Source organism: Sporosarcina sp. FSL W8-0480 (genome assembly GCF_037963765.1).
Taxonomy (GTDB): Bacteria; Bacillota; Bacilli; order Bacillales_A; family Planococcaceae; genus Sporosarcina.
On record NZ_CP150166.1, the window covers coordinates 1,010,454 to 1,036,819 of the forward strand.

Here is a 26,366-nt window from a genome sequence, read left to right on the forward strand (position 1 = left end):
CCTTTTTATAGATAAAGTATATTTCGAAAGGAGAATCATCACTTGACTGTTATAGTTGGAGAAAAAATGGTTGCTGAAATTCACCGTTTGGATGATAAAGGAAATGGCCAAGCAGTCATTTGGCGTGAGCATGATAGGGGCAATAACCCTAAAAAATTGAGGCTTACAATTCCGCAAACATTACCGGGTGAAACAGTGCAAGTCATTGTCGATCAACCTGAAAAGAGAAGAAGAAAGGCATTGGCCGAAGAGATTTTAGTTGCGAATCCTGATCGTGTTGAACCGCCTTGCCCACATTTCGGAATTTGTGGTGGCTGTGTTTGGCAGCACTGGAGCTATGAAGGCCAGTTGAAATATAAGACGAATCATGTGAAGGAAGCAATTCAAGGTGTCGGAATGGATCCAGACCTTGTTCAAGATACAATCGGAATGGATGACCAATGGCATTACCGTAATAAAATGGAATTTACGTTTTCACCCGAAGGAAACCTTGGACTTCATGAGCAAGGGAATTTCCGTAAAGTCATTCCGCTTGAGACTTGCTTGATTGCTGGTCGTAATATGGTTGATGCAACGATGGAAGTGAGTGAATGGGTGAAAGGCTTTGGACTATCAGGTTATAATAAAGATACTCACGAAGGACTGCTTCGTCATTTGATGGTACGTGAATCATTTGAAACGGGCGAAATCATGCTTTCATTATTTGCGACAGAAACACCGACTGGTGACCTAATGTCAGCAGTGGAGAATCTGATTGACCGGATCACAGATAAGTTTCCAAACGTGAAAAGTTTACTATGGCATGTAAATACGGATCTCGCTGACCGTACACAATCCGAAGATACGTACGTATTGGCAGGTCGTGATTTCATTTATGATGAATTGGGTGGTTACCGCTACCGTCTTTGGTTTGATACATTCTTCCAGACAAATCCGGTTCAAGCACAGAAGCTTGTCGACCTTGCTCTAAAAATGGGTAAGCCTCAAAAAGACGAAAAAATGATTGACCTATTTTGCGGTGTCGGGACATTCTCGTTGCCATTTGCAGCTCGAGTGAAAGAATTGGCAGGTATCGAGATTGTCGAAACATCGATAGAATCCGCAAAACGAAATGCATTAGATAATGATTTGCATAACACAACATTCCTCGCCCGCGATGCCCGAAAAGGGATTGACGAAATTCATGAAAGCTGGGGCTTGGCGGATATATTGTTAGTTGATCCGCCGCGTTGTGGTGCTGGTGGCAAGGTGATGCGCCGCATTGGACGATCCCAACCGAAACGAATCGTCTACGTTTCATGTAATCCCGATACTTTCGCAACTGACATTGCAGAATTGGTACCGTTCGGCTATAAACTTCAAAAAGTGCAGCCAGTTGACCTTTTCCCGAACACCGTTCACGTGGAATGTGTTGCTTTGTTGACTTTAGATGCAGAATAAATGATTACAAGCTCTCTTCTTAAATAGAAGAGGGCTTTTTTGTTGGTACTCAACAAATACACATTTGATAAGCAAAATTTTTATAGTGTAATTCATCCTTAACTTCAAAAACACATAGTAATAACATTTTTGGATACTCTAACAAGAAAATATCGGATGAGGGGATGTTTATGAAAATTGAAAGATCGTCCGAATGGAAAGAGGGCTTTGAGGAACGATTAGAAAATCGCCATGCATGGGATAATTGGACGTTATATAAGATGTGCTATGAGGTGGAAAAGGCGAAGTTGATACAAGAATTTAACGGGCTTCAAGCACCAAGCTTTTTACCCGAACTTAAGCCATACCCTCATCAATTAGAGGCTGCACAAACGGTAATCGAACGGATGAATGGGAAAGCCATCCTTGCTGATGAGGTTGGTCTTGGGAAGACTATCCAAGCAGGATTAATCCTTAAGGAGTATCTAATAAGGGGACTTGTGAAAAAAGCGCTTATTCTTGTTCCGGCTTCCCTCATTAGCCAATGGATTGAAGAACTGAACCGGAAGTTCCATATTCCCGTTATGCAATACAATAAAAAATACGACATGAGTTATTGCGATATTGTAGTCGTCAGTATGGACATGGCGAAAAGAAGCCCGCATAGGGAAAATATTTATAACCAGGATTATGACTTAATCATCATTGATGAGGCACATAAATTAAAGAATCCTAAAACGAAGAACTATGAATTCGTTCAAAATCTAAAAAAGAAATTCTGTTTGCTTCTAACTGCAACGCCGATTCAAAACGATGTCTTTGAGCTGTTCAATTTAATTTCTTTATTAAAACCTGGTCATCTTGGAAATTTTGAGACGTTCCAATCCGTCTTTTCTGCAAGTAAACATAACGTGGAGGAAGACGAGTTCTTAAAAGAATTGATCAACCAAGTAATGGTCAGAAATTCACGGCATGACACGGGAATCGAATGGACGAACCGTCGCGTTCAAATCATTCCTCTTGAGTTCAGTGAAAAGGAAAAAGAAGTGTACGATATGATTTCAGAACTTAAGCAAGTGTCTCCAGTATTTTCAGGTGCATTTTCTATGATTACGTTGCAAAAAGAAATGTGCAGTAGTAAACACGCAGCATTCCTTACTTTGAATGAAATGAGGCAAAAATGCACGAAATCAGAAGAGGTTTCCTTCACGGATGAGATTATAGTGAAATTATCCGAGCTCGATCGTAATACAAAAGCGGAAAAGGCCTACGAAATCATCAAAGAAGCGGATGGAGAGAAAGTAATTATCTTTACCGAATACCGCGCAAGCCAAGCATTTTTGCAAAGTTATCTATACGAAAGAGGGATCATCAGTGTTCCGTTCAATGGCCAATTCAGCAAAAGCAAACGTGAGTGGATGAAACAATTATTTAAAGAGAAAGCTCAAGTATTAATTGCAACTGAATCAGGTAGTGAAGGGATCAACCTCCAATTTTGCCATCATGTCATTAACTATGATTTGCCGTGGAACCCGATGAAGCTTGAACAACGGATTGGTCGTGTCCACAGGTTGGGTCAAGAACATGATGTTAATATATACAATTTGGCCATCAAACATACAATTGAGGACCATATATTAGAGTTGCTGAATGTGAAAATTGGCGTCTTTGAAAAAGTGGTGGGCGAGTTGGATGATATCTTGACTTTTAAAATGTCTATCTGACAGTAAGGAGGCAGCATATGTACCCACAGCAGATTCATCAATATGTTCGGCAGTTTTTCAAAGAGAATAATTGTGAAATTATTTCGGAAAGCGATCATTTCATCAATGTACAGTTGACAATCGAAATGGATAAACGAATTATGAATCGGCCATTTTATTGGAAGTACTTGGAGAGTACAGGGGAAGAACCGAAACCGGCACAACTTACGTTAATCACAGATAAAAATAGACTTACTGAAAGCATTGCAGGGGAAGTCGTGCATTACGGCTCCCCCCGACTTAACCAATTGTTCCAAGTAACAAAGGAGCTTGGCTCATTTGTGCAAATGTATGAAAAGAGTGCAGTACAAAATGGAGAGCAAACGATATTGACACCATGGGTTGGCGTCAATTATAAAATAACGTACTCAAGTGATCGTACAAAGGAGATTCTCTATTCATTGGGCATTAATCTGCTGACTGGTGCCATTATGAATGGTTTTCAGGAGTCGATCAGTCAATTAAATTTGGAAAGTACCATACCGCCGAACACATTTCACGTGCCCTATATTATTAAACCGATGCGTGCACTTGAACGGTTGGATGCTGTGATTGAGAGCCAAATCGTCAATGATGATCATACATGGGCAGAGGAAGCGAAGGAAAGGCTTCGAAAGGATCTACTCGTTTTGGAGTATTTTTACAGAGATATTGAGGATGAGGATCGACCTGAATGCTATGAGAGTGAGAAGAAAGCGATGGAAGAGCAGTATGAGACGAAGGTAAAGGTTGAGGTTATCAACGGAGGCCTGTTTTATTTGCACACTACTCCGTGAAATTGCTACGAACTCCCTTAGAACTTATTGATGCAAATGGCAGTAGGCGCTCACACATGAATTTCCAACCTGCATATACTGTAGGGATTGCAATAAAGGAGGAAAAGCCAATGCATTATTGGTATTTCCCTTACAGTATTCGTGAATCCTATCCACAAGTTGTCCAGCAAGTTACGGACCCACTTGCTGTTAGGGAAGACATGACAGCGTCACCAAGTGATCCCAACCCCTATCCACCTGTTCAAACAACCCAGTTCACCAACTCTGCAAAGAATTCTTTGGAATTGATCAAACAGGCAGAACTGCTAGCCAAAAAAATATCGGAATCTGAATCATTTGCGAAAGAATTGAAGGCCGCGGCACAGCAATCAAATCAGAAAAAGGTTGATGAAATGTGTGCCTCCGCAGGAATCTCTGCTACGTTTGAGACTAAATACACACCCGATGGTATGAGGATCCAGCTTCAAAACAAAGACGAAAATGGCGGTGTATGCTGTACGTTGATAGTTAATATGCGTTGGTGACAAAACTTCAAACGGAATAGTGATAACAGCAATGCATCCATATCCTACCATGCATTGCTGTTTTCTTTATGGAGTAAATATGAAACAATAGAGGAAATGGAGATGGAAAGGACGGACAAGGGGATGAAGAAAAAGATTTTTGGTGCGCATGATGATAATACATTACGTCAATTCAATAATTGCTTACGCACAGGACAAGTTGCGGGTGGCGTTCTATGTGCTGACGGGCATTATGGATACAGCCAACCGGTTGGTGGGGTAATTGTGTATGACGGGCAGATTTCACCGTCAGGCGTCGGATATGACATTGCTTGTGGAAATAAGGCGGTTCGTACCAATTTGAAATGGTCTGAAATCGAAAAGGACCTACCTCGTATCATGGATGAAATTGCGTCCTCCATTTCATTCGGTGTTGGCCGTAAAAACAAGAAAAAGTTGGACCATGACTTATTCGATGATCCTGATTGGGACGTATATAAGGAAATTGGCAAACAAGAGCATGATCGCATGAAAAAATTGGCGAAGGATCAATTGGGAACGGTCGGGTCCGGGAATCATTTTGTTGATGTACTTGTGGAGAAGGAAACAGATGATGTATGGATCGCCAATCATTTTGGGAGCAGGGGGTTCGGCCATAAGACGGCAAGTGGATTTTTGAACTTGGCAAATGACAGGGGGTTTTCTGATCGTGCGCCGGGTGAAAGCATGGAGCAGGCGCCGACATTGATCGATATGAATAGCGAATTGGGCGATCTTTATTATCGCGCAATGACGTTAAGTGGGAAATATGCATATGCAGGCAGGAATTATGTTCTTGATGAAGTCCTCTCGATTTTGGGTGCGACATCCGAGTTTGAAGTGCATAATCATCATAATTACGCTTGGAAAGAGACTCATTTCGGGAAGGAATATATCGTTGTACGTAAAGGGGCAACTCCGTCGGCGCCAGGTCAATTAGGGTTCATCGGTGGCAGCATGGGGGACATATCGGTAATCGTTCGCGGTAAAGAGAACGAAGCTAATGCAGACTCATTTTACAGCACAGTCCATGGGGCTGGCCGAATCATGAGCCGGACAGAGGCGGCGGGACGGATGAATTGGAAAACCCGAACTCGTTCCGGCGGAAAAATTACGCAGGAACGTATGGATCAGGCCATCAAAAAGTATGGTGTTGAATTGCGTGGCGGTGGGACGGATGAGAGTCCATTTGTCTATCGCAAATTGCGTGATGTGTTGGATGCACATGAAGAGACGATTGATGTCCTCCATGAATTGAAACCAGTTGGCGTCTGCATGGCGGGTGCGAATGAATATGATCCATATAAAGATTGAAAAAATTATAGAAGAGCGAAAAAGCCAATCACATTACGTTTGATTGGCTTTTTTTGTATCCATAAACAATAATAATACATCCATATTCAATATATATTTATTGTAATTCGATAAATATCGTGGTAAAGTCATATTAAATTAATTTAGTGAGGTGCATCTTATGAAACGTGAAACACTCTTTTTAAAGTTGGCTGTTATTCTAATGGGAGCTCCGATTGCAGCCATTTGTATATTTGTCGTTCCAAATATCGCTGAATTTGCGGCGGAGCTTTATCCAACAATGCCTTATTTAAAGTATCTTGTATTGATTGATTTGTACGCGGCGGCAATCCCTTTTTACTTTGCATTACATCAGGCCTTTAAATTGTTAGGATTTATCGATAAAGGAGAGGCCTTTTCGGATTTGTCCGTAAAAGCTTTAAAAAATATCAAATACTGTGCATTTATTATCTGTGGCGTATACGTGATAGGCATGCCACTCTTTTATCTCATGGCGGAAATGGATGATGCGCCGGGCATTATATTAATCGGGTTGGTTATCATCTTTGCTTCGTTTGTCATTGCGGTTTTTGCAGCTGTACTCGAAAAACTGCTGACACATGCCATTGAAATTAAATCAGAAAATGAACTTACGGTCTGAGGTGAAAACATGGCGATTATTATAAACATTGACGTGATGTTAGCGAAAAGGAAAATGAGTGTTACTGAACTATCGGAGAAGGTTGGGATTACGATGGCCAATCTCTCCATTTTGAAAAATGGCAAGGCGAAGGCAATCCGGTTATCGACGCTCGAGGGGATCTGCAAGGCGTTAGACTGTCAGCCAGGCGATATTTTGGAATACCAAAGTGATGAAGAGTAAGAAAAAGAAATGATCAGGTGGTGAACTCATGGGCCAACTTAGCGACTATTCGAAGCAGGATTTACGACTATCCGGAAAAAGTCCTTTTGTGATAAAAGTCAAAAGAGCTTCCCACCAACTTCTTCGATTTGGTTGGGAACAGGCGCTATCCTGTCTGTTTCCTGTCGTAATTTTTGCCTCTTTGGCTATTACACAATTTCTCCCACTTCCTTTCCTACCACGGTATGACTGGTTGCTTATCATTTTCGTAATGATGCAATGGTGGATGGTGCGTGCCGGAATTGAAACACGGGATGAACTAAAGGTCATTACATTATTTCACCTCATCGGCCTGACTTTGGAGTTATTTAAGGTGAATATGGAATCGTGGACTTATCCAGAAGAAGGGTATTCCAAAGTGTTAGGAGTGCCTTTGTACAGCGGATTCATGTATGCAAGCGTGGCGAGTTATCTTTGCCAGGCATGGCGCAGACTTGACGTGGAACTTATTAAATGGCCGCCTTTTTGGGTAGTCGTCCCTCTTGCGTCCGCAATATATATGAATTTTTTCTGGCATCATTTTTGGATTGACGTACGATGGTGGTTATCTGGTCTTGTGATTATCGTTTTTTGGCGTTCATGGGTCACTTATGTAGTTGGTGGTAAACGGTATCGGATGCCGATTGCACTTTCATTTGTGCTCATTGGATTTTTCATCTGGATAGCGGAAAATATCGCAACATTCTTCGGGGCATGGAAATATCCAAACCAAACCGATGCATGGAGTCTCGTCCATTTAGGGAAGGTAAGTTCTTGGCTTTTATTAGTGATTGTGAGCTTTCTTATCGTTGCTACTTTGAAGCTTGTAAAAGGAAAGACGCGAAACGCCGGGGAGTAAAAGGCTATTAAAAGGGGTGGCTATTATTTTAATATTGTTTGGTCTTTTGATTTCTTTCGTTACGGTAATTATTTTTTTGATTCTCTTGGTGAGGATAATTATTTCTTTCATTAAAAAGAAACCATTTCCTAAAAAGTTATTGATAGCAATGTTGGTTGGGATTGGAGTTGTAACCTCTATTTATGTATATGAAGTTTATTTTTTTACCTTTGCCGATATTGATAGAGAGTACATCCAAAACGGTCCAGATCCTGTTTTGTCACCGACTGGGGAATTTACGGCTAATGCCTATTTTGAACCATATGGGGGTGCAGTTGGAGGGGTTAATATGTGGGTGGAAATAACGAAGCACAATGATAATGATAATATAAAAATAATTTATTACAGCGATGCGAATGATAATATCCTCTTAGATTGGGTCGATGAAAAAACGTTATTCATCACCAACGCGGGACCATATAAAAGCAACAGCATTAAGTTAGATGTAGGGCATGAGATCTATCATGATAGGGGTTTAGCCTGTCGAAGTTGGTTCATGAAAGATGAATATGAAACTTGTTATCGAAAGTGATTGTTGCTTTAATGGAAATCAAATGCAATCTGTTGTTGGGATTTTTCCTGGCAACGGATTTTTTTATTACTTCGAGCTTATTGATTTAAAAGGGATTTCAGTATTTCTTGTCAAATTTAAACGTTACGACAGTGTACATAATCCAATTAAGTAATGGAGTGGGAATGGGCTATGACGCAAGGAGAAAAAGAGATTTTAGTGAACAGGCTGAAAAATCTATTTGACAATGATGCAGTAGAGATTGTCCCCGCATCGGATGGATACCATAATCAAGTTTTTATCATTACAACAAGTAAAGAAAAACTTGTCGCCCGTCTCAGTTTGCAGACTAAGAGGACAAAAGAGGAATTAAAGTCGGAGCTAAAATGGATTATGACCCTGTGTGCTGTGGGGATACAGGTGGCAAAGCCGAAAATAGTAATAGGATACGATTTGATTTTCGAATTGGATACGGAGGAAAATGACTACTGGGTTACCTTTTTCGAACATACGCGTGGCAGGCCGTTAGATGTCATGGATCATAGTGAATGGAATGAGGAAATCTTTCAAGAATGGGGTAGGCAAATAGCTTGCATGCATAATGTCAAAACAACCGGGATCAATCGCCATGTCTATTTAGATAGTGAAGAGAGGAAGAAAACTATCTTTGCGGAGGCATGGTTGAATAGGAAACATGAACAACTAATAAATGAAATGGCTACATGGAGCAGAACCCCGGAGACATTTGGGTTGATCCATAATGATCTACACCAGGGGAACTTTCATTTGAATGAAAATGGTATTATTTTTTTCGACTTAGATGATTGTACTTATCATTTTTATAGTCAGGATTTGGCGGTGTCCATATATCATGCTCTATGGACGGGAAAGTCATTCCACCCTGAGTCGGGAAGCTTTCCGTATGAATTTCTCACATCTTTTTTGATGGGGTATGCTTCAAAAAGGCGACTGAATGCTGATATGTATAAACAACTTCAAGTTTGTTTACAAATGCGGGAAGTTTATCTGTACTCGCTATTTGTTTTGAAATGGCTTCCTGATGATATGATGGACTGGCAGGCATATAAGCTTGAAGAGTTAAAAGGAAATTGTATCGCGGGAATCATTCCGTACAAAGAAGAGCTTGAAAAAGTGAAGTATCTATTTAATTGAGAGGGTGTAAAAAATATGGATCTATTTAGGGAAAAAGCAGTGAATTTTCTTCAGTTAGTCGTTGCGGGAAAGATTGAAGAGGCGTATGAGAAGTATGTAAGTCCGGAACTTCGTCATCATAATCCGTACTTTCCCGGGGATGCAGAGTCGTTGAAGCAAGCGATGAAAGAGAATGATGACATGAGCCCAAACAAGACACTTGAAGTGAAACAAGCAATTGAAGAGGGAAATCGGGTAATGGTGTTTTCCCATATCAAACAAAAGCCCGAGGATCTCGGAGCAGCCGTTGTTCATATTTTCCGTTTTGAAGCAGGAAAGATTGTTGAAATGTGGGATGTCGGACAAGCAGTACCGGAAGATTCACCGAACGAGAACGGGATATTTTAATAATGGGCATGCAATCATATACATTGATGATTGCATGCCCATAATTATATATTTATCTTCTCCGCTTTCTTGGATCACTATCTACTTTTTTGCTTCTATCAACAATTACCTCGAACTCAACAAAGACAAAATATCGGTTCTCATCCATTTGCTGAACATCGACCACTTTTCCATTTCGGCCTTTAATTCTCACTTTCTCATCGATAGCAGGAATTGTTCGCATTGCTTGATTGAGTACATACGTTTTATTTTCATAGAAGTGAATGGAATACATATTCTTGTCCCCTTTTTGGTAGTTTGATAGTAGATTCCATTCATTCTATGAAGGGGACAGGAATTTAGAACGTGGTCGAACAATCCAATTGATGGAACACAATCGAGCAAAATAAAACAGAAAGCCAAGGATGGCTTTCTGTTGTAAATTTGTATCAATGAACTTAATACGGCTCTGATTCATGCCCTTTTTCTTCGGCCGCCCTTGGTGCATTTTCTCCACCTTTGTTACCTAATGGATGCATGCTGGATCCACTTGTATTCGCGTTCTCTAAACCTTCGCGGAGGCGACGGCCATATTCCTCGTCCGCTTCTTCAGCAAGAGCAATCATCTTGTCTTGGATGCGCGGGTCACATTTTGAAAGGTCGTTCACGAGATTCGAGATCAGTTCGTCCTTTTCCCAGTCTTCAAAGGCTCGGTACGTTTCACCTGCTTGCTTTGTATTATCATTACGGTCAATCGATTCCCTGACGAGATTTCCTTCAACATGCGGTTTATGTTCGGTTGCTAACTGTTCAGCTTCTTGGAGGCCTCCAAGTATGGACGGCTCGTAATTGATATGAGGATTTTGACCAGGCGCACGATCCACTTTATACTGCATCATTCCACCGCTTTGATTTGTAGCGACACGCTTTTTCGGTGCATTGATCGGTAATTGGAGATAGTTCGCGCCTATTCGGTGGCGCTGCGTATCGGAATATGAGAAAGTCCGCCCTTGCAGCATTTTATCATCTGAAAAGTCAAGTCCGTCAACTAACACACCTGTACCAAAAGCGGATTGTTCTACTTCGGTAAAATAATCATCAGGGTTTTTATTCAACACCAGTTTGCCGACTGGAAGCCATGGAAATTGGTCATTAGGCCATAATTTCGTATCATCCAACGGGTCAAAATCGAGCTCCGGATGCTCTTCATCACTCATGATCTGTACGAATAATTCCCATTCAGGATAATCTCCCTTTTCGATTGCATCATACAAATCCTGGGTAGCATGGTTGAAACTCTTCGCTTGTATTTCCTCTGCCTCTTTTTGCGTCAAGTTTTTGATCCCTTGTTTCGGCTCCCAATGGTATTTGACGAGGACAGCCTCTCCTTCGCTATTGATCCATTTATACGTATTAACGCCGGAGCCTTGCATTTGCCGATAGTTTGCCGGTATTCCCCAAGGAGAATAAATGAATGTCACCATATGGAAGGATTCTGGAGAACTTGCACAGAAATCGAAAAAGCGCTCACTATCTTGAATGTTCGTAATTGGATCCGGCTTGAAAGCATGAATCATATCAGGGAATTTAATAGCATCACGTATGAAGAAAATCTTGATATTGTTACCGACTAAATCCCAATTGCCATCTTCCGTGTAAAATTTCACTGCAAAACCGCGTGGGTCCCGAAGCGTTTCTGGTGAATGTCCACCGTGAATTACGGTAGAAAAGCGTACAAACACTGGTGTTTGCTTCCCCTTTTCCTGGAACAGCTTAGCCCTTGTATACTTGGATACAGGTTCGTCACCGACTGTTCCGTATGTCTCAAAGTAACCATGGGCTCCTGCACCTCTTGCATGAACAACGCGCTCGGGTACACGTTCACGGTCAAAATGGCTTAATTTCTCAATGAAATCGTAGTTTTCGAGGGTGGCAGGACCACGATTTCCGATAGTCCTTAAGTTTTGGTTATTGGTAATCGGGTGTCCTTGTCGATTCGTTAATGTCATATCATCTTCAACATGATTGGGCGCAGCCCCTTTTTGATTGTCCTTCATGTTTGAATCCTCCTGAATAGGCGTATTTCCCTTTAAAGGGTTCATACTTTTAACCTTCCCATTCTTAGAGGAAGTCTAACCCAAGATATTTGCAAAAAATACGGTAAGTCGACGATGGTTGTCCATCATTGGCTTACCGTTTTTATTAAATCTTATTTCTCTTTTTCGCGTTTTAGTGGTGTATCGTATATATCACCTTTCGAGTCAAAGTCCTTGGCAAGTTCTTGGCTGCGATTTTCTCCGGGGTTATTCGTATTGCTGTTCGTGTTAAGGCCCCTTTTGTACAGTTCGAAACTATTATGAGTCCTCTCATTCATTGTCTTTTTATTATTTTTCATGGAATGGTCACCTCCTACTTCGTACTATGCACGGTAATGAAATATGTATGCATTTTGAAGTATTAAAAGGTATTTTCATTATTCATGTCGAATAAAGGGATAACTAATAGTGAAAAGGGGAAGTGCAAATGACAGTTGAACAGTTTTTAGAGGAGCAAAATAAAACGATTAGGGATTTTCACATTACAAGAGCAAATAGTTCTTGGATGGCTGCGACGACTGGAGAAGATGAGTGGAATAAAAAGACAGCCGAAGCGCAGAATGCAACGAATGTCTATCTTTCCAACCCAGAGCTTTTTGAGCAAGTGAATGCGTACCTTGCCCAAGATGACTTAACGACAATTCAGCGCCGTCAATTGGAATCTCTTCATACGTACATGGCCGGAAAGCAGATTCCGACAGATGATTTAAAAGAAATGGTAGAACGCTCTACGGAATTGATCGGTATATTTAATACTTTCCGTGCAACCATTGATAGTAAACCGGTATCTGAAAATGATGTCCGCCAGATTTTGATAAAGAGCAATGATTCTGCCGAACGTGAAGAAGCGTGGCATGCGAGTAAGCAAATCGGGAAGGAAGTAGAGGAAAAGCTATTAACCCTTGTTAGAAAACGGAACGAAGTCGCACGTTCATTAGGATTTGAAAACTATCATCAAATGAGTTTCGAGCATCAGGAGCTTGATCGGGACGAGATATTTTCTATCTTCCATAAGCTAAAGGACCTTTCCGATGAGCCATTCCGCGAGATGAAACTTGAGATGGACACTGAATTGGCTGAACGTTTTGGTGTTGCTATTGATGAACTTCGACCTTGGCATTATGCCGATCCGTTCTTCCAGGAGGCACCACCATCAAAGGATTTCGACTTGGATCCATTCTACGAAGGGAAGGATCTTGAACAATTAACGATTGAAACGTTCAAGAGCATGGGGATGGATATTACGGATATGTTGGCGAACAGCGATCTTTATCCGCGTGATAAAAAGAATCAGCACGCATTTTGCTCGGACCTTAACCGCGAAGGCGACATCCGCGTACTATGCAACAACACCCCGTCTGATTATTGGTCGACTACAATGCTACATGAATTCGGACATGCCGTTTATTTCAAATACGTTGACCCGACACTTCCATTCCTGTTAAGAAGTTGTGCGCATACGCTGACGACGGAAGCCATTGCAATGCTATATGGACGATTCGGAAAAGATCCAGTTTGGCTCCAGCAGTTCTTAGGGCTTGACGCAGCTGAAGTTGAAGGATTGAAACCGCTTATCAATGAATCACTACGCAAGCAAATGCTCATCGCAGGACGCTGGATCATGGCGTTTTCATTCTTCGAGCGTGAGCTGTACGAAAACCCGGATCAGGATTTGAATAGATTATGGTGGGAAATCGTCAAAGACGTGCAATTTGTTAACCCTCCAGAGGGACAAGACTACCCTCATTGGGCAGCGAAAATCCACTTCACGCTCGTTCCAGTTTATTATCAAAACTACTTATTGGGTGAATTGACGACTTCTCAACTACATGCTCATATTGAAAAGAATATTTCTAAAGACATGTTTACACCGGAAGTCGGGGCATATTTAATGGACGAGTATTTTAAACCTGGTGCGCTTTATTCTTGGAACGATAAGATTGAGAGAACGACAGGCGAAAAATTGAATCCACAGTATTTTATTGATCAATTCGTTGAAAAAGTATTGGTTTGATTGACTCTAAGCAGATTCGATGGAAGGAGGGGATTGGATGAAGCTTGCAGAGGCATTGATAGCGCGGGCGGATTACCAGAAGAGAATTGAGCAGCTGAAGAAACGGATCAGCATGAATTTGAAAATTCAAGAGGGTGAGGAACCCGCTGAAGATCCGAACGCAATGCTTGCGGAGTTAGACGGCATTATGAAAGAATTGACGATTTTAATCAAGCGCATCAACAAAACGAATAGCTCCATTCAATTTGATGAAACACGCACATTGGCGGATGCATTGGCAGAACGTGACCAAATCTGGGATAAACGATTGATGTTAGGGAAATTTGCGGAAGAAGCGTCAGTTCGAAATGATCGATATAGCCGCACTGAGATCAAAATCATCAGCACGGTGGACGTTAAGAGGATTCAAAAACAGGTAGACCAATTATCGAAAAAGTTTAGGGAAATGGACACGAAGATTCAAGGGTTGAATTGGAGTATCGATTTAATCTAATGCAAGTCGGTAACTGTTTTTCGTAAAGGTGAGTGCAACCCCGCCGACAGGGAAAGTCGGACTCAATGGTAGGTAGATGGGGCTATACCAATCGGTTCGAATCCGTCATGAACAATTGATGCCTAATACCGTGACATTTGTACAAATAGATTGTTATTGTAACGACCATGCACTAATTTGCGAAAGCAGTGAGGGTGGGAACGGGGTCCCTTTAAAGGGAAGGAAGGCATCTATGCTTGAGGGCATAGGTGCTTTTTTGTTTGATGAAGTTATCGGTCATTTCCCAAGAGTTATCGATCATTTCCCGGACTTTATCGGTCATTTCCGAAGAGTTATCGATCATTTCCCAGCTTTTATCGATCATTTCCCGAGATTTATCGATCATTCTATTACCTTAGACCTACTTGTGAATCAAGAAAAACGCCCCGACACCAGATTATAGGTGCTGGGACGCTATCGCGAATCATTTTACAGTTGCAATTTCACGCCATTTCTCACGAGCCCAATCGAATGGCCCTTCAAATGTTGTTAACGTTCCGTTTTCAAGCCATGCTGTCCTTGGAAAGAGTTTATTCAAGAAATACCTATCATGTGAAACGGCAAGAATTGTGCCGGGGAAGTCTTCAAGTGCTTCCTCTAAAACTTCACGTGATTCGATGTCTAAATGGTTTGTGGGCTCATCTAACACAAGGAAGTTAATATCTTGATGCATTAATTGTGCCAGCCTCAACCGCATTCTCTCGCCACCACTCAAATCAGCAATTCTCTTGAACACATCGGGTCCGTAAAACATAAACTTTGCAAGAATATGCCTTGCATCGCCCTCAGTGACACTCACTTCATCCCGAAAAACGTCTATTAATCGGGCCTTAGGATTAACGATTTCAAAGTGCTGGGACAAACTTCCGACCTTCACATTGCTTCCTAATTTGCTCATCCCGCTGTCAACGGGTAATTCCCCTAAAAGAGTTTTTAAAATGGTCGATTTTCCGGTACCGTTACGACCGACAATTGCCATGCGGTCTTTCCAGTAAACATGGAGATTCGCATCCTTAAGAAGCCTTTGTTCACCGAACGATTTTGAAACGGATTCCATAACGACGACTTCTTTTCCGCTTCTTGGTGCAGCTTCAAAGGTCAAAGCCATTTTCTTCGGATCGATCAACGGCTTACGAACCTTTTCCATCCGTTCAAGCGCCCGTTCCATATTCCGCGCTTGTCTGTGAAGTCCTGCATTCGGAGGATTCGCTTCGTTTGCCCATATGCGCAACCGTTTAATAGCTTCTTTCATCTTCTTAATCTTCTTCTGTTGTTCTTCGTATTCCTGAAAATCACGCAATAGTTGTTGTTCCTTTTCAATGACAAAAGACGAATAATCTCCATGATAAATCCGAATCTCGCCATCTTCCAAATCAGCAATTTTCGTGACAACAGAGTCGAGGAAATACCGGTCATGCGAAACAATTACGACCGTTCCCGCATATCCATTCAGAAACTCTTCGAGCCATTCCACCGCAAAAAGATCGAGATGGTTTGTTGGTTCATCTAACAGCAGTAGATCCGGTTTCGTCAATAAAAGCCGTCCAAGCATGATTTTGGTCTGCTCACCACCGCTTAATTGGTCGAATGTCCTGTTAACAAACGGGTCTAATTGCAAACCCGTGATGATCCTGACGACTTCGGAATCCATCGAATATCCATCACGATTCGTGAACGTTTCTTGCAAATCGCCATACCGCTTTAAAAGCTTTTCCATTTCGCCCGGCCCAGCGTTAGCCATTGAACTCTCAAGATCGGTCATTTGGGATTGCATTTCCTTTAAATCCTCAAATGCCGTGTAAAGTACATCCATTCCTGTCGTCGTCTTTGCAAATGATGGAATTTGTGCTAAATAACCGATTGTCATTCCTTTTTTGAAATGAATGGCCCCACTATCAGGCGTCTCTACTCCTGCAATCAGTTTGAATAAAGTCGTCTTTCCACTTCCATTCCGACCAACGACGCCCAATCGCTCTCCAGTTTTAATGTCCAAAGATAGATCTTCAAAAATAGTATTTCCACCAAGCATCTTGCTAATATTTTGTACTGTACAAATCATCGTTTTCCGCTTCCTCTCGTTTTACACACGAAATTCGGCAACAAAAAAAGACCGCGTTTATGCGATCTTCTCCTTAAAATTAATGTAAGGATTGAAGTGCCAAACAGCTGTGTGATTACTGAAATTGTCTAAAAATGGGCATACTTATCCCGTTGTGCGCAATTTCATGAGTAATCGCACATGAAGTGGCTAAATATTCCAATAGACTTTCACGTGCATACACAGTGTCCAACATTCAATCCTCACCTCCGCTCACTAATAGTGAGAAAAGTTTAACATAGATTTTTATTCAAAGCAATAGGCAACAAGATTACTGCATTTCCTTAGTCGGTCCCATTACACCGGGTACCGTCAAATTAGCTTGTCTTAACAACACAGTCATTTGCCCGCGGTGATGAGTTTGGTGATCGATGAACGTGCGCAACAGTTTACCGCGTGGGATTTCAGTTCCGAATGCAGGAACATTTTCAGTCAACGAGTCATCTGTAAGGTTCGCAATTGCCTTCTCCATGGATTCCATCATTTTTTCATAAGCTGCAACGATTGCTGTCACATCTGTAGGGACTGTCTCCGTATGTGCAGGTACTTCGACTTTTAGTCCAGATAGGCCGCCAAAGAAACCGGCTGATCCAACTAAATGCCATGCCAACCAGCCAAGAGTACTATGCCCCTCAACGATTGCCTGATCTAATTTGTCATTCGTAATTGCCTTAATGACATTCAGTGTTCCGTTTGCTGATGCGTTCCAATCTTCAACGAAATCTTCAACTTTACGATACAAATGAACCACTCCTTTTATCTTCTCCTATCTAAGTATAGCGAAAGGGGAAGGGGGTGTCATATTTGGGATACAAAAAAGTGCCTATTGCACTCTACAGGTATATGTACTCCTGACAAATGGGAAGTATGTATTCAGTACATAGTACAGGAGGATTTTGCATGACTAATGAAGAACTAAATGGAAAACTCCCGGAGCAACCGGAGCCTTATTGGAGGACGAGTGTCGAGTTTCCGACCTTTCCAAGTTTACAGGAAGACATTGAAGTCGATGTTATTGTCGTTGGTGCAGGCATCACGGGGATTACGTCAGCCTATTTACTCACAAATGAAGGGCTGAAAGTCGCTATGATTGAAGCGGATAAAGTGTTGAACGGGACGACCGGGCACACGACAGCTAAGATTACAGCACAGCATGATCTGATTTATGATGAATTCATTCATAATATGGGTAGGAATACTGCGAGATTATATTATGAAGCAAATATGGAAGCCTTGGAATTCATCGAAAAAACAGTTGAAGAAAAGGGTATTGACTGTGATTTCTCAAGAGTGGATGCGTATATTTACTCAGTATCCGACAAGTATGCGAACAAAATTCAAAAAGAAGCAGATGCGTATGCAAGGCTTCAGATCAATGGCAAGTTAGTTGATGATTTCCCTTTTGATATTGATGTGAAAAATGTGTTAGTGATGAAGGATCAGGCGCAGTTCCATGTAACAAAATATCTTGTTCGACTCCTTGAAATGTTTAAGGAGAAAGGTGGTCAAGTTTATGAGGATACTGTCGCTGTCAATATTGAAACTGGGGAGCAGCCGGTTGTTTTAACGAAAAAAGAGAATCGGATAACCGCGAAGCATGTACTGATCTGCACGCATTTTCCGTTTTATGAAGGAACCGGTCTTTATTCCACACGGATGTATGCTGACCGTTCCTATGCTCTTGCGGTTAAGTCAAAAAAGGAGTTCCCACAAGGTATTTTCATTAGCGCGGATGAGCCGACCCGCTCACTTCGGTCCATTAAAGAAAATGGTGAAGAATTGGTACTCATCGTCGGTGAAAATCATAAAACCGGTCAAAGTGAAGTGGAGACTATGGAGCATTACAAGGCATTGGAGCAATTCGGCGAAGAGGTCTTGGGGCTTGAGAAGATAACGAACCGGTGGTCGGCTCAAGATTTGGTTACATTGGATAAACTGCCTTATATCGGTGAGATAACATCTGGAAATCCGAATATCCTGATCGCAACAGGTTTCAGAAAATGGGGTATGTCGAACGGAACTGCGGCTGCATTGCTCTTTAGGGATATGGTGACAGGGAAGGAAAATAAGTTCGAGAAGCTGTATACGCCATCCCGCTTTTATGCACACCCAAGTTTGAAGAATTTCCTCGTTCAAAATGCAAATGTTGTTGGACAATTAATCAAAGGGAAACTGGATTCGCCGGATAGAAAACCTGATGAATTGGCAAAAGGAGAAGGCGCAGTCGTAACCCTTGATGGTCATCGTAAAGGTGCATATCGGGATGATGACGGGAAGCTCCATATTGTCGATACGACTTGCACGCATATAGGATGTGAAGTCGAATGGAATAACGGCGACAAGACGTGGGACTGCCCATGTCATGGATCGAGATTCAAATTTACTGGTGAAGTGATTGAGGGTCCTGCTGAAAAACCATTGCAGAAATATGATTATACAATGATGGATAACTTGACCTCGGAAGACTCGGGGTATTAAGACGATTGTATAAAGGCATCTAAACGATATTGTTTAGGTGCTTTTTTTGAAGGGATTTCCTTCTGATAAATCGAATATGTACATAGAAAACAGATTGGAAATGAAGGGAAGTTAAAATGATGAATATGAATGTGACTTCAAAAATGAAGATCTATAAACCGGTGGATATAGTATTTGAGGCAATTGTAGACCCAGAGGAGATGGGCGGTTATTGGTTTTCTTCAGGAACAAGCAGGGTTGAACAAGGTAAGACAATAACTTGGAGGTACGAGGAATATGGTGCTGAAGGGTATATCCATGTATTGAGTGTTGAGGAAAACAGGAAAATCATTTTCAATTGGGCGGATACGACGGTCGAAATGACATTCCAAGAGGAGGATGGAGGCACACTTCTTGAAGTGACTGAATCCGGGTTTAATGTAGATGATCCAGATGTTGTCAGCAAAATGTTAGGGCAAAAAGAAGGCTGGGTGTATATGCTATCTTGCCTGAAAGCGTATTTGGAGAACGGAATTACTACGTTGAGGGCATCGATGGTTCATTGATTAGTAGGTTGTGAGCGTTTTTGCGTGTGTGGGGCGTTTTATGGACTTTTGTAGGTATTTATGCGCTTTTGCTGCGGATTATGCTTGTTTGTAGGGGTTTATGAGTGAATTGATAAATTTATGAGTATTTGATTGATTAAACGAATGGGGGCGTTCGATATGAATGGGATCATTTCAATGGAATTGTTTGAAAAGCATGCGGAGGGGTATGTGGATAAGCATTTTATCCCGGGGGCGATGATTGGCGTCAGCAAGAATGGACAGAAGACTTATGAAAAAGGTTTTGGATTTCGGAATGTTGCGAAGGGGCTTCCAGTAACGGGGGATACAGTTTTTGGCATAGCGTCGATGACGAAGTCATTTACGAGTGCAGGAATTATGAAGCTTCAGGAAGAGGGAAAGTTATCGGTGCATGACCGAATCGTTGATTACCTTCCGGAGTTGGGGAAACCGGGAACGCAAGTGGAGCAGGTGACGCTTCATCATCTAATGACACACACAGCCGGCTATCCGCCGCTTGCGACACATGTATATGCACGTAAAAATAGTATTGAGCAGGATCCTTCAGCGAAGGATTATGGCTTGGATTTATTGAATAATCCGGGTCCGCATATCGAGACGTATGACGAGATGCTTGCATTCATGGCAAACGATGATTTTGAATGGTTAGGCGAACCCGGGAGGTTTTATAGCTATTCGAATGATTCATATGGGTTGCTTGGAGTGATTATAAGCAGGGTGAGTGGTCAGCCATACGAGAAATTTATAGAGGAAACGATCTTGAAGCCTGCGGGGATGAAGAACAGCTTCTTCGATATGGAATTATTGGATGAAAAAGAGGATGTAACAACTCTTTACATGAAAGCGAAAGATGGGTCACATGTTTACGAAGCACCGCTTTGGTGGGATGCGCCTTCGATGCGTTCAGTCGGTTATTTAAAGTCGACAGCGAATGATATTTTACGATACTTGGAAATGTATTGGAATGAAGGCGTCGTGGGTGGAACGCGGATTTTGTCTAAGGAGAGCATCGAGCAGATGATTTATCCGCATGTAGAGTACGAGCCTAACAGATGCTATGGCTATGGACTGCGAATCATTCCTGACTATTTTGGTTCCACGTTGATCAGCCATGGGGGCGGGTTGAAGGGTGTTTCCTCATACATGTGCGCAATTGTAGAAAAGAGGAAGGCGGGTGTCATTTTAACAAATGTCTCTGATGTGCCTGCCGGGGATTTACTGATGAATGTTATGAACATTACGGAGGGTCGGGAACTTACAGCCTCAACTGAAACAGTTGAAGTCCAAGATATTGGAATGGATGAACTTCGTAAATTTGTAGGCTCCTTTATTTCAAACGAAGGGATGAATGTGAAGGTGACACTGAATGAGGATCGGCTACGTGTCGAATCGAATGAAGTGAGCCGGACGTTAAAATGCATTGGGGAAAATATATTTATTGATGAAGATGAAAGTGACGGTATTTTGCAATTCATAGAAGACGCTAATGGCGAAATAGAAAGGATTGTATATGGCGGCAGGCATATAATGAAAGCCAAATCCATAGGACCGTACAGTTGAAATTTCATAGGTATATGTCATGTACGGCTGTGTTTATGTCACATAGAATAAGTGCATAAAGGGATTTGGGGGTGTTGATAAATGTCGAAAGAAGCATGTGGAACAGGTAATAACTACGGATGGGGATACACTCTAATCGTTGTATTGTTCATCCTTTTGATCATTGTCGGAGCGTCGTATTGGGGCGGCGGCTATGGCGGCGGCTATGGCGGCGGCTATGGTGGCGGATACGGTTACGGTTACTGTTAATAGCTAATAGTTTAAAGGTGCACATTTCACGATGTGTACCTTTATTTATTTTACATTTAAGGAGTGAATGGCTACTCATTATAATTCAAATGGAGGCTTCGTTAACGTATAATGGAATTACTTAACAAATGGACTGTGGTGAAAAGGAGGCTAATCGAATCTTGATGAATAATTTTGGAATGGGACAGGGAGTTAGGGGGAAATTGACCGAGACGATGAACCCGTCAAAAAAGAGGATGCTGCTGACACTTTCAATTGCATCACTGCTCTTCGCCTACGGTTTATATGCATGCCAACTATTCATCATGGGGGATGCGCATATCATATGGCTTGTTTTAGCTGTCATGATAAGCACTACAATCTTGATAGTTACGATACGCCCCTTTACAATGTGGACTCGCCGGTTTTGGATGAACAGTTTATTGGTCATTCATATCTTTATCTATTTCTATGGATTATTACTCGCATCTGAGTTAAATCAGCCATATTCAGTTGGATTAACAATAAGTGCTGCATTGTTGTCGATCTTAGCCATTGTTCTCATCTACTGGACGACAATCTTGGATCTTCAAGCGGAAAGTCATCCATTAGTAAAAGAGGCAAGACGATTGCATTTCATCAATATCACTGCTGGAATTTTCATAGTCATCGTTACCCTGTTCTTCTTATGGGCATTTCTGTTGTTTTCCGAAGGTGTGACAGCAGTTTTTTTAATACTATTCGTTCCAATTGGGGTATGGATTTTTTCTTACACACTTCAAATGAAGTTATTGGCTAATCAACAGAAAGCCGCGGCATACTCCTTTTGTTTCATCCAAACAGCAGTGATATTAACAGGAATCGTACTTTGGATAATTGGGCTGTAAGAAATGAGGGAAGGATAATGAATAAAAAATATGGTGCACTGCTTAGTGTCATTGGGGTTGTGACTGCAATTTTTATTGTACTTGGCCTGGTCTTCGATAAATCGGAGAATGAAAAGCAGCAAGGTTTAAATGGTGTATTTGATGTATCTATTGACGGTACAATCGCTTATATCGAATTTGAGGATGGCAAAGCAGGCATTTATCTGACCGATGGCAGTAACGGACCGATCGTCCAGCTACCTGTAGAACAAACGATACGCGATATAAGTTTCAGTAATGACGGAAATACCCTTGCCTACATAGTTTCCGACAAAGAGTTGGACACTAACGGTGGAAGTGAAGTGCGGATAGTGAAGATGGAAATGAATTCGGATGAGCTTTTGTTTTCGTCTGAAAATATAATAACTGAACTTGTATTTGATCCGAAAAATTCCAACTTGCTGTTTTACTTACAGGCCGGTGTCTATACAAATTATTCACCAATTACGGGCAAGCGGCCCCATGATTTTGACGTTTATAGCTATGATTTAAAGGACAAGACGCAAAAACGTAACACAGAGTTGAAGAAGTATTCTATGCAATCACTTCAAGTTTCGGCAACCGACGAGTCTGTGTTTGTCCAAATGGATGATGATGAAAACATTGAAACAGCTGAAGAACTATTTGCTTCCAAACAGCGTATTTTTCAAATTCCACTTAATGAATTAGGTGATAAAACGGTTATAAGCAATCCCGTCGGTGAGGAAGATATATACGACTTCCTTGTTTTACCCGACAGGGAAGAGCTCATTTATCAGGCGGTTGGCGGCACGGGGGAAAATGGGGTATTTGAATATGAATTATTTAGCTTCAACAGGAAGACGTATGAGACGAAACAACTGACTAAGATTAAGGAGCATGCATCTAAACCAATTTTAGGTCCGGATAGAAAGATCTACTTCCTCGTTGACCGAAATTTTGGGGGACGACAACCCAACTTCTATATTTACCAAATGAGTATCGATGGCACGGACATAAAGGAAATTAAATGGTGATCGAACGGTGACAAGTAATGGAACAGAGTATCTGTTCCTTACTTGTCACCGCTTTTTGTATATAAACGGAAAGTTGTCGAATAACTAATGATATGCGGAAGTTTCTTTCTAATTCGAGATAGATGCCATATCTGTTTTTACAGTTTATAATGAAGAGCACTTTGTTTATATAAGTGTTAATCGGGAAAAAGTTCTACATAATTTCCCGCTCCATAACAACATTTTAAGGCATCTAGGGAGGAGTATTAACTTTGAATTTCATCATCTTTATTGTGGCATTGCTTGTTATATTTATCCTTGCGTACATAGTGAGCAATGGCAAGAAAAAGATAAAGGTCAGGCCAATAATAACAATGGTTGTCCTGCAACTTGCGTTTGCTTTTCTTCTGCTGAATACCGAAATTGGATTATTAATCATCCGAGGGATCTCCAGCACCTTCGATAAACTTTTGGCTTTTGCTGCTGAAGGGATCAATTTTGTTTTCGGTGGAATGGCAAATGAAGGGGCGAGTCCCTTCTTCTTGAACGTTCTATTGCCAATTGTCTTTGTATCCGCGCTCATCGGTATAGCGCAATACATTAAACTATTGCCACTCATCATCCGCTTCCTTGGGTTGCTATTAAGCAGGATCAACGGACTTGGAAAGTTGGAGTCATTCAACGGGGTAGCCTCTGCAATATTTGGGCAATCCGAAGTATTTATTTCTGTTAAAAAACTGTTGCCAAACATACCTGACCACCGTCTATATACAATGTGTACATCTGCCATGTCTACCGTTTCAGCATCAATCCTTGGTGCATATATGACGATGATTGACCCGAAGTATGTTGTTACTGCACTCGTCTTGAACTTATTCGGTGGGTTCATCATCGCGAATATTATTAACCCATATGAAGTCACTCCTGAAGAGGACAATATTGAAACCCCTGAAGGAAGAAAACAGTCCTTCTTCGAAATGTTAGGGGAATATATTCTTGACGGCTTTAAAGTGGCAATCGTTGTTGGAGCAATGCTTATCGGATTCGTAGCCTTGATCGGCATGGTGAACGGAATCTTTGAAAGTGCATTCGGTATCACTTTCCAAGTAGCACTTGGATACGTTTTTGCACCATTCGCGTTCCTTGTCGGTATCCCGGCTTCCGAAGTGATCCAAGCGGGAACAATCATGGCAACTAAATTACTGACGAACGAGTTCGTCGCGATGATTGACTTAGGCAATATCTCTTCCTCCCTTTCTGAAAGGACAGTAGGAATCATTTCCGTATTCCTTGTCTCCTTTGCTAACTTTTCGTCTATTGGAATTATCTCCGGAGCGGTGAAAGGATTGCATGAAGAGAAAGGGAATGTCGTCGCGAAATTCGGTATCAAGCTGCTGTACGGCGCGACATTAGTCAGCCTATTGACAGCTGCCATAACAGGAATCATGTTGTGATCAAAGTTAGGCATCGTTATGATGTCTGGCTTTTTAGGTCTCATAGTTGGATATCGGTTAATTGAAACGATAATATGAGGGTGTGAAATATAAAATATTGGGGAGTGAGTGAAGTTGATCAATCCTACTGCAAAAAAATTTAACGGTACCCCACTTTCAATTCTTGATCTCGCGCTGATCAATGAGGGAAGTACTGCGGGTCAATCTTTTAAAAATAGTGTAGACCTTGCCCAGCATGCGGAAAAATGGGGATTTAACCGCTTCTGGCTCGCTGAACACCATAATATGCCGGGCGTTGCCAGTTCCGCAACATCAGTCATCATCGGACATGTTGCAGGTGCTACTGAGACTATCCGTGTAGGTTCAGGCGGAGTCATGCTGCCAAATCACGCCCCACTTGTCATTGCGGAACAGTTTGGGACGCTTGAAACAATGTATCCGGGAAGAATTGACCTTGGTCTTGGGCGTGCACCGGGTAGCGATCAAGCAACGGCTTACGCATTACGAAGAACATTAAATAGTAGCGGCAATGAGTTCCCGCAGCAGTTGGCCGAGTTGCGCCAGTTTTTCGAGTATGACCCATCTGCCCGTGTACGTGCTATTCCAGGCGAAGGACTAAATATTCCAATCTGGCTCCTTGGATCAAGTGACTTCAGTGCACGGCTTGCTGCAGATTTAGGTCTTCCGTTTTCATTTGCAAGCCATTTTGCACCTCAATATTTAATGCATGCCTTGCAGCTCTATCATCAGCTTTTCCGTCCATCCAAAACACTTCAAGAGCCGTACGTAATGCTTGGCGTCAACATCATCGCCGCTGAAACTGATGAAGAGGCACAATACTTGGCGACATCTTATCAACAACAGTTCTTGAATATCCGAAGAGGCGTTTCATCTAAACTACAGCCGCCAGTCGATAACCCGGATACATTCTTCTCGGAATTTGAGAGGAATGCAATCGAAGAGCTATTAGAATGGCCATCGACAATCGTCGGAAGTCCCGAAACAGTCATTCGGAAGCTGACTGCATTCATCGAAGCTACAAAAGCAAATGAACTCATTATTAGTTCAGGAATCTACAATCACGAAAAGCGCCTCCGTTCCTATGAACTTGTCGCCGACATGATGAAGTAAGTCAGATTCTCCGCAAACACGCATAATTTTGATGAATGACGCATAAATCACGACAAACATGCATAAATCGAACGAATCACGCATAAATCGCAGCAGCCACGCATAAATCCCTTTAATTACGCAAAAAAGCCGAAAACTTCCAAGCTTTCGGCTTCTTTCTGTTTTCCTGTTCTTTAACCTTGATAATCAAAAGGAATGTCTGGGGCGGATGGCGAATAGGTATAGCAAGGAGGGATGTTGCGATGATGTTAAAGGAGTTAGAACAGGCTGTTGAAAAGCAAAAAGAGTATGTTGAATCTCCCAAGGAGAACGTTGAGACGCCAGTAGCGACGTTGTTCAAAAAGTTTGCAAAACATAGGGATGTCACACTTGTGTATGGGGATCCGATTGAAGTCGGATTAACAAAAGTCATCCCTGTCGCGAAGGTCAGGTACGGTTTCGGTGGAGGTGGAGATGGTGCTGGAAATAATGGCGGCGGTGGTGGATTCCAGATTAACCCTGTCGGCGTCTATGAAATTACACCAGAGCGCGTGGTGTTCAAATCAACTCGCAGCAAGCTAACAGTTGTTTTGACTTTATTGACATGTGGTCTATTTTTGCTGATTGGAAGAAATATGGGGAAATCCAAAAAGCATTGACAATCAATCGCCGAGGCTCTTCTTGTAAG

The 26,366-nt window shown here is 41.9% G+C and carries 28 protein-coding genes; 23 read left to right on the plus strand and 5 right to left on the minus strand.

Annotated elements, in window-relative coordinates; genetic code table 11:
- Positions 1-42: 42 nt before the first annotated feature.
- The 11 genes from rlmD (at position 43) to NSQ43_RS05375 (ending at position 9,663) form a co-directional block, all read left to right on the plus strand.
- Positions 43-1,440 carry a 23S rRNA (uracil(1939)-C(5))-methyltransferase RlmD gene (gene rlmD / locus NSQ43_RS05325; RefSeq protein WP_339253676.1) on the plus strand — a complete coding sequence of 466 codons (1,398 nt, stop codon included), beginning with the start codon at positions 43-45 and terminating at the stop codon, positions 1,438-1,440.
- Positions 1,441-1,610: 170 nt separating this feature from the next.
- Positions 1,611-3,143 (plus strand): SNF2-related protein, encoded by a 1,533-nt coding sequence (locus tag NSQ43_RS05330; RefSeq protein WP_339253678.1) that lies wholly within the window; start codon positions 1,611-1,613, stop codon positions 3,141-3,143.
- A gap of 17 nt (positions 3,144-3,160) precedes the next feature.
- Positions 3,161-3,958 (plus strand): YqhG family protein, encoded by a 798-nt coding sequence (locus tag NSQ43_RS05335; RefSeq protein ID WP_339253680.1) that lies wholly within the window; start codon positions 3,161-3,163, stop codon positions 3,956-3,958.
- A 110-nt stretch (positions 3,959-4,068) separates the two neighbouring features.
- A complete protein-coding gene (locus tag NSQ43_RS05340) occupies positions 4,069-4,482 on the plus strand; it encodes a hypothetical protein (RefSeq protein WP_339253682.1) in 414 nt (137 codons plus the stop codon).
- Between the two features lie 96 nt (positions 4,483-4,578).
- Positions 4,579-5,814: an RtcB family protein gene (locus NSQ43_RS05345; protein WP_339253684.1), complete on the plus strand. Its 1,236-nt coding sequence runs from the start codon at positions 4,579-4,581 to the stop codon at positions 5,812-5,814.
- Between the two features lie 160 nt (positions 5,815-5,974).
- Positions 5,975-6,454, plus strand: a complete 480-nt coding sequence (locus NSQ43_RS05350) for a DUF2975 domain-containing protein (RefSeq protein WP_339253686.1) — start codon at positions 5,975-5,977, stop codon at positions 6,452-6,454.
- Positions 6,455-6,463: 9 nt separating this feature from the next.
- On the plus strand, positions 6,464-6,676 hold the full coding sequence (locus NSQ43_RS05355) for a helix-turn-helix transcriptional regulator (protein ID WP_339253688.1): 213 nt from the start codon (positions 6,464-6,466) through the stop codon (positions 6,674-6,676).
- Between the two features lie 28 nt (positions 6,677-6,704).
- Complete coding sequence (locus NSQ43_RS05360) at positions 6,705-7,553, plus strand: DUF817 domain-containing protein (RefSeq protein WP_339253690.1); 849 nt, start codon at positions 6,705-6,707, stop codon at positions 7,551-7,553.
- Positions 7,554-7,569: 16 nt separating this feature from the next.
- Positions 7,570-8,124 (plus strand): DUF5412 family protein, encoded by a 555-nt coding sequence (locus NSQ43_RS05365; protein ID WP_339253693.1) that lies wholly within the window; start codon positions 7,570-7,572, stop codon positions 8,122-8,124.
- 171 nt (positions 8,125-8,295) lie between these two features.
- Positions 8,296-9,276: a phosphotransferase gene (locus NSQ43_RS05370; RefSeq protein ID WP_339253695.1), complete on the plus strand. Its 981-nt coding sequence runs from the start codon at positions 8,296-8,298 to the stop codon at positions 9,274-9,276.
- 15 nt (positions 9,277-9,291) lie between these two features.
- A complete protein-coding gene (locus NSQ43_RS05375; RefSeq protein WP_339253698.1) occupies positions 9,292-9,663 on the plus strand; it encodes a nuclear transport factor 2 family protein in 372 nt (123 codons plus the stop codon).
- A gap of 52 nt (positions 9,664-9,715) precedes the next feature.
- On the opposite strand, the gene NSQ43_RS05380 is transcribed toward NSQ43_RS05375, so the two are convergent.
- The 3 genes from NSQ43_RS05380 to NSQ43_RS05390 all read right to left on the minus strand — a co-directional run bounded on the left by NSQ43_RS05380 (position 9,716) and on the right by NSQ43_RS05390 (position 12,037).
- The gene (locus NSQ43_RS05380) at positions 9,716-9,937 is read right to left on the minus strand and encodes a hypothetical protein (RefSeq protein ID WP_339253700.1); all 222 of its coding nucleotides are present in this window, start codon (positions 9,935-9,937) and stop codon (positions 9,716-9,718) included.
- A 163-nt stretch (positions 9,938-10,100) separates the two neighbouring features.
- Positions 10,101-11,699: a catalase gene (locus NSQ43_RS05385; RefSeq protein ID WP_339253702.1), complete on the minus strand. Its 1,599-nt coding sequence runs from the start codon at positions 11,697-11,699 to the stop codon at positions 10,101-10,103.
- A 152-nt stretch (positions 11,700-11,851) separates the two neighbouring features.
- A complete protein-coding gene (locus NSQ43_RS05390) occupies positions 11,852-12,037 on the minus strand; it encodes a hypothetical protein (protein WP_339253704.1) in 186 nt (61 codons plus the stop codon).
- A gap of 128 nt (positions 12,038-12,165) precedes the next feature.
- Between NSQ43_RS05390 and NSQ43_RS05395 the strand changes: the two genes are divergently transcribed.
- The 3 genes from NSQ43_RS05395 (at position 12,166) to NSQ43_RS05405 (ending at position 14,643) form a co-directional block, all read left to right on the plus strand.
- A complete protein-coding gene (locus tag NSQ43_RS05395; protein WP_339253706.1) occupies positions 12,166-13,752 on the plus strand; it encodes a M2 family metallopeptidase in 1,587 nt (528 codons plus the stop codon).
- Between the two features lie 37 nt (positions 13,753-13,789).
- Complete coding sequence (locus tag NSQ43_RS05400; protein ID WP_339253708.1) at positions 13,790-14,245, plus strand: DIP1984 family protein; 456 nt, start codon at positions 13,790-13,792, stop codon at positions 14,243-14,245.
- Positions 14,246-14,505: 260 nt separating this feature from the next.
- Positions 14,506-14,643, plus strand: a complete 138-nt coding sequence (locus tag NSQ43_RS05405; protein ID WP_339253710.1) for a hypothetical protein — start codon at positions 14,506-14,508, stop codon at positions 14,641-14,643.
- Between the two features lie 65 nt (positions 14,644-14,708).
- Here NSQ43_RS05405 and abc-f read toward each other — a convergent pair whose 3' ends face one another.
- Positions 14,709-16,343 (minus strand): ABC-F type ribosomal protection protein, encoded by a 1,635-nt coding sequence (gene abc-f / locus NSQ43_RS05410; RefSeq protein ID WP_339253712.1) that lies wholly within the window; start codon positions 16,341-16,343, stop codon positions 14,709-14,711.
- A 310-nt stretch (positions 16,344-16,653) separates the two neighbouring features.
- The gene (locus NSQ43_RS05415; RefSeq protein ID WP_339253714.1) at positions 16,654-17,124 is read right to left on the minus strand and encodes a DinB family protein; all 471 of its coding nucleotides are present in this window, start codon (positions 17,122-17,124) and stop codon (positions 16,654-16,656) included.
- Between the two features lie 158 nt (positions 17,125-17,282).
- Between NSQ43_RS05415 and NSQ43_RS05420 the strand changes: the two genes are divergently transcribed.
- The 9 genes from NSQ43_RS05420 to NSQ43_RS05460 all read left to right on the plus strand — a co-directional run bounded on the left by NSQ43_RS05420 (position 17,283) and on the right by NSQ43_RS05460 (position 26,337).
- Positions 17,283-18,860 (plus strand): FAD-dependent oxidoreductase, encoded by a 1,578-nt coding sequence (locus NSQ43_RS05420; protein WP_339253716.1) that lies wholly within the window; start codon positions 17,283-17,285, stop codon positions 18,858-18,860.
- Positions 18,861-18,976: 116 nt separating this feature from the next.
- Positions 18,977-19,405: an SRPBCC family protein gene (locus NSQ43_RS05425; RefSeq protein WP_339253718.1), complete on the plus strand. Its 429-nt coding sequence runs from the start codon at positions 18,977-18,979 to the stop codon at positions 19,403-19,405.
- A gap of 159 nt (positions 19,406-19,564) precedes the next feature.
- Positions 19,565-20,986, plus strand: coding sequence for a serine hydrolase domain-containing protein (locus tag NSQ43_RS05430; RefSeq protein ID WP_339253720.1), 1,422 nt, complete (start codon positions 19,565-19,567; stop codon positions 20,984-20,986).
- Positions 20,987-21,067: 81 nt separating this feature from the next.
- A complete protein-coding gene (locus tag NSQ43_RS05435; RefSeq protein ID WP_339253722.1) occupies positions 21,068-21,235 on the plus strand; it encodes a YjcZ family sporulation protein in 168 nt (55 codons plus the stop codon).
- A 161-nt stretch (positions 21,236-21,396) separates the two neighbouring features.
- The gene (locus NSQ43_RS05440; RefSeq protein WP_339253724.1) at positions 21,397-22,101 is read left to right on the plus strand and encodes a hypothetical protein; all 705 of its coding nucleotides are present in this window, start codon (positions 21,397-21,399) and stop codon (positions 22,099-22,101) included.
- 17 nt (positions 22,102-22,118) lie between these two features.
- A complete protein-coding gene (locus tag NSQ43_RS05445; protein ID WP_339253726.1) occupies positions 22,119-23,135 on the plus strand; it encodes a hypothetical protein in 1,017 nt (338 codons plus the stop codon).
- Positions 23,136-23,386: 251 nt separating this feature from the next.
- Positions 23,387-24,568 carry a nucleoside transporter C-terminal domain-containing protein gene (locus tag NSQ43_RS05450; RefSeq protein WP_339253728.1) on the plus strand — a complete coding sequence of 394 codons (1,182 nt, stop codon included), beginning with the start codon at positions 23,387-23,389 and terminating at the stop codon, positions 24,566-24,568.
- Positions 24,569-24,682: 114 nt separating this feature from the next.
- The gene (locus NSQ43_RS05455) at positions 24,683-25,699 is read left to right on the plus strand and encodes an LLM class flavin-dependent oxidoreductase (protein ID WP_339253730.1); all 1,017 of its coding nucleotides are present in this window, start codon (positions 24,683-24,685) and stop codon (positions 25,697-25,699) included.
- A 242-nt stretch (positions 25,700-25,941) separates the two neighbouring features.
- Entirely contained in the window at positions 25,942-26,337 is a 396-nt protein-coding gene (locus tag NSQ43_RS05460; protein WP_339253731.1) for a spore germination protein GerW family protein, read from the plus strand.
- Positions 26,338-26,366 lie beyond the last annotated feature (29 nt).

What these genes read in the sequence shown, in the direction of transcription:
- NSQ43_RS05340 (WP_339253682.1), top strand. Translation starts at nt 4,069, where the DNA reads ATGCATTATTGGTATTTCCCTTACAGTATTCGTGAATCCTATCCACAA.
- NSQ43_RS05400 (WP_339253708.1), top strand. Translation starts at nt 13,790, where the DNA reads ATGAAGCTTGCAGAGGCATTGATAGCGCGGGCGGATTACCAGAAGAGA.
- NSQ43_RS05430 (WP_339253720.1), top strand. Translation starts at nt 19,565, where the DNA reads ATGAATGGGATCATTTCAATGGAATTGTTTGAAAAGCATGCGGAGGGG.
- NSQ43_RS05330 (WP_339253678.1), top strand. Translation starts at nt 1,611, where the DNA reads ATGAAAATTGAAAGATCGTCCGAATGGAAAGAGGGCTTTGAGGAACGA.
- NSQ43_RS05435 (WP_339253722.1), top strand. Translation starts at nt 21,068, where the DNA reads ATGTCGAAAGAAGCATGTGGAACAGGTAATAACTACGGATGGGGATAC.
- NSQ43_RS05375 (WP_339253698.1), top strand. Translation starts at nt 9,292, where the DNA reads ATGGATCTATTTAGGGAAAAAGCAGTGAATTTTCTTCAGTTAGTCGTT.
- abc-f (WP_339253712.1), bottom strand. Translation starts at nt 16,343, where the DNA reads ATGATTTGTACAGTACAAAATATTAGCAAGATGCTTGGTGGAAATACT.
- NSQ43_RS05425 (WP_339253718.1), top strand. Translation starts at nt 18,977, where the DNA reads ATGATGAATATGAATGTGACTTCAAAAATGAAGATCTATAAACCGGTG.
- NSQ43_RS05345 (WP_339253684.1), top strand. Translation starts at nt 4,579, where the DNA reads ATGGAGATGGAAAGGACGGACAAGGGGATGAAGAAAAAGATTTTTGGT.
- NSQ43_RS05395 (WP_339253706.1), top strand. Translation starts at nt 12,166, where the DNA reads ATGACAGTTGAACAGTTTTTAGAGGAGCAAAATAAAACGATTAGGGAT.
- NSQ43_RS05380 (WP_339253700.1), bottom strand. Translation starts at nt 9,937, where the DNA reads ATGTATTCCATTCACTTCTATGAAAATAAAACGTATGTACTCAATCAA.
- NSQ43_RS05360 (WP_339253690.1), top strand. Translation starts at nt 6,705, where the DNA reads ATGGGCCAACTTAGCGACTATTCGAAGCAGGATTTACGACTATCCGGA.
- NSQ43_RS05420 (WP_339253716.1), top strand. Translation starts at nt 17,283, where the DNA reads ATGACTAATGAAGAACTAAATGGAAAACTCCCGGAGCAACCGGAGCCT.
- NSQ43_RS05385 (WP_339253702.1), bottom strand. Translation starts at nt 11,699, where the DNA reads ATGAAGGACAATCAAAAAGGGGCTGCGCCCAATCATGTTGAAGATGAT.
- NSQ43_RS05445 (WP_339253726.1), top strand. Translation starts at nt 22,119, where the DNA reads ATGAATAAAAAATATGGTGCACTGCTTAGTGTCATTGGGGTTGTGACT.
- NSQ43_RS05350 (WP_339253686.1), top strand. Translation starts at nt 5,975, where the DNA reads ATGAAACGTGAAACACTCTTTTTAAAGTTGGCTGTTATTCTAATGGGA.
- NSQ43_RS05370 (WP_339253695.1), top strand. Translation starts at nt 8,296, where the DNA reads ATGACGCAAGGAGAAAAAGAGATTTTAGTGAACAGGCTGAAAAATCTA.
- NSQ43_RS05335 (WP_339253680.1), top strand. Translation starts at nt 3,161, where the DNA reads ATGTACCCACAGCAGATTCATCAATATGTTCGGCAGTTTTTCAAAGAG.
- NSQ43_RS05460 (WP_339253731.1), top strand. Translation starts at nt 25,942, where the DNA reads ATGATGTTAAAGGAGTTAGAACAGGCTGTTGAAAAGCAAAAAGAGTAT.
- NSQ43_RS05355 (WP_339253688.1), top strand. Translation starts at nt 6,464, where the DNA reads ATGGCGATTATTATAAACATTGACGTGATGTTAGCGAAAAGGAAAATG.
- NSQ43_RS05390 (WP_339253704.1), bottom strand. Translation starts at nt 12,037, where the DNA reads ATGAAAAATAATAAAAAGACAATGAATGAGAGGACTCATAATAGTTTC.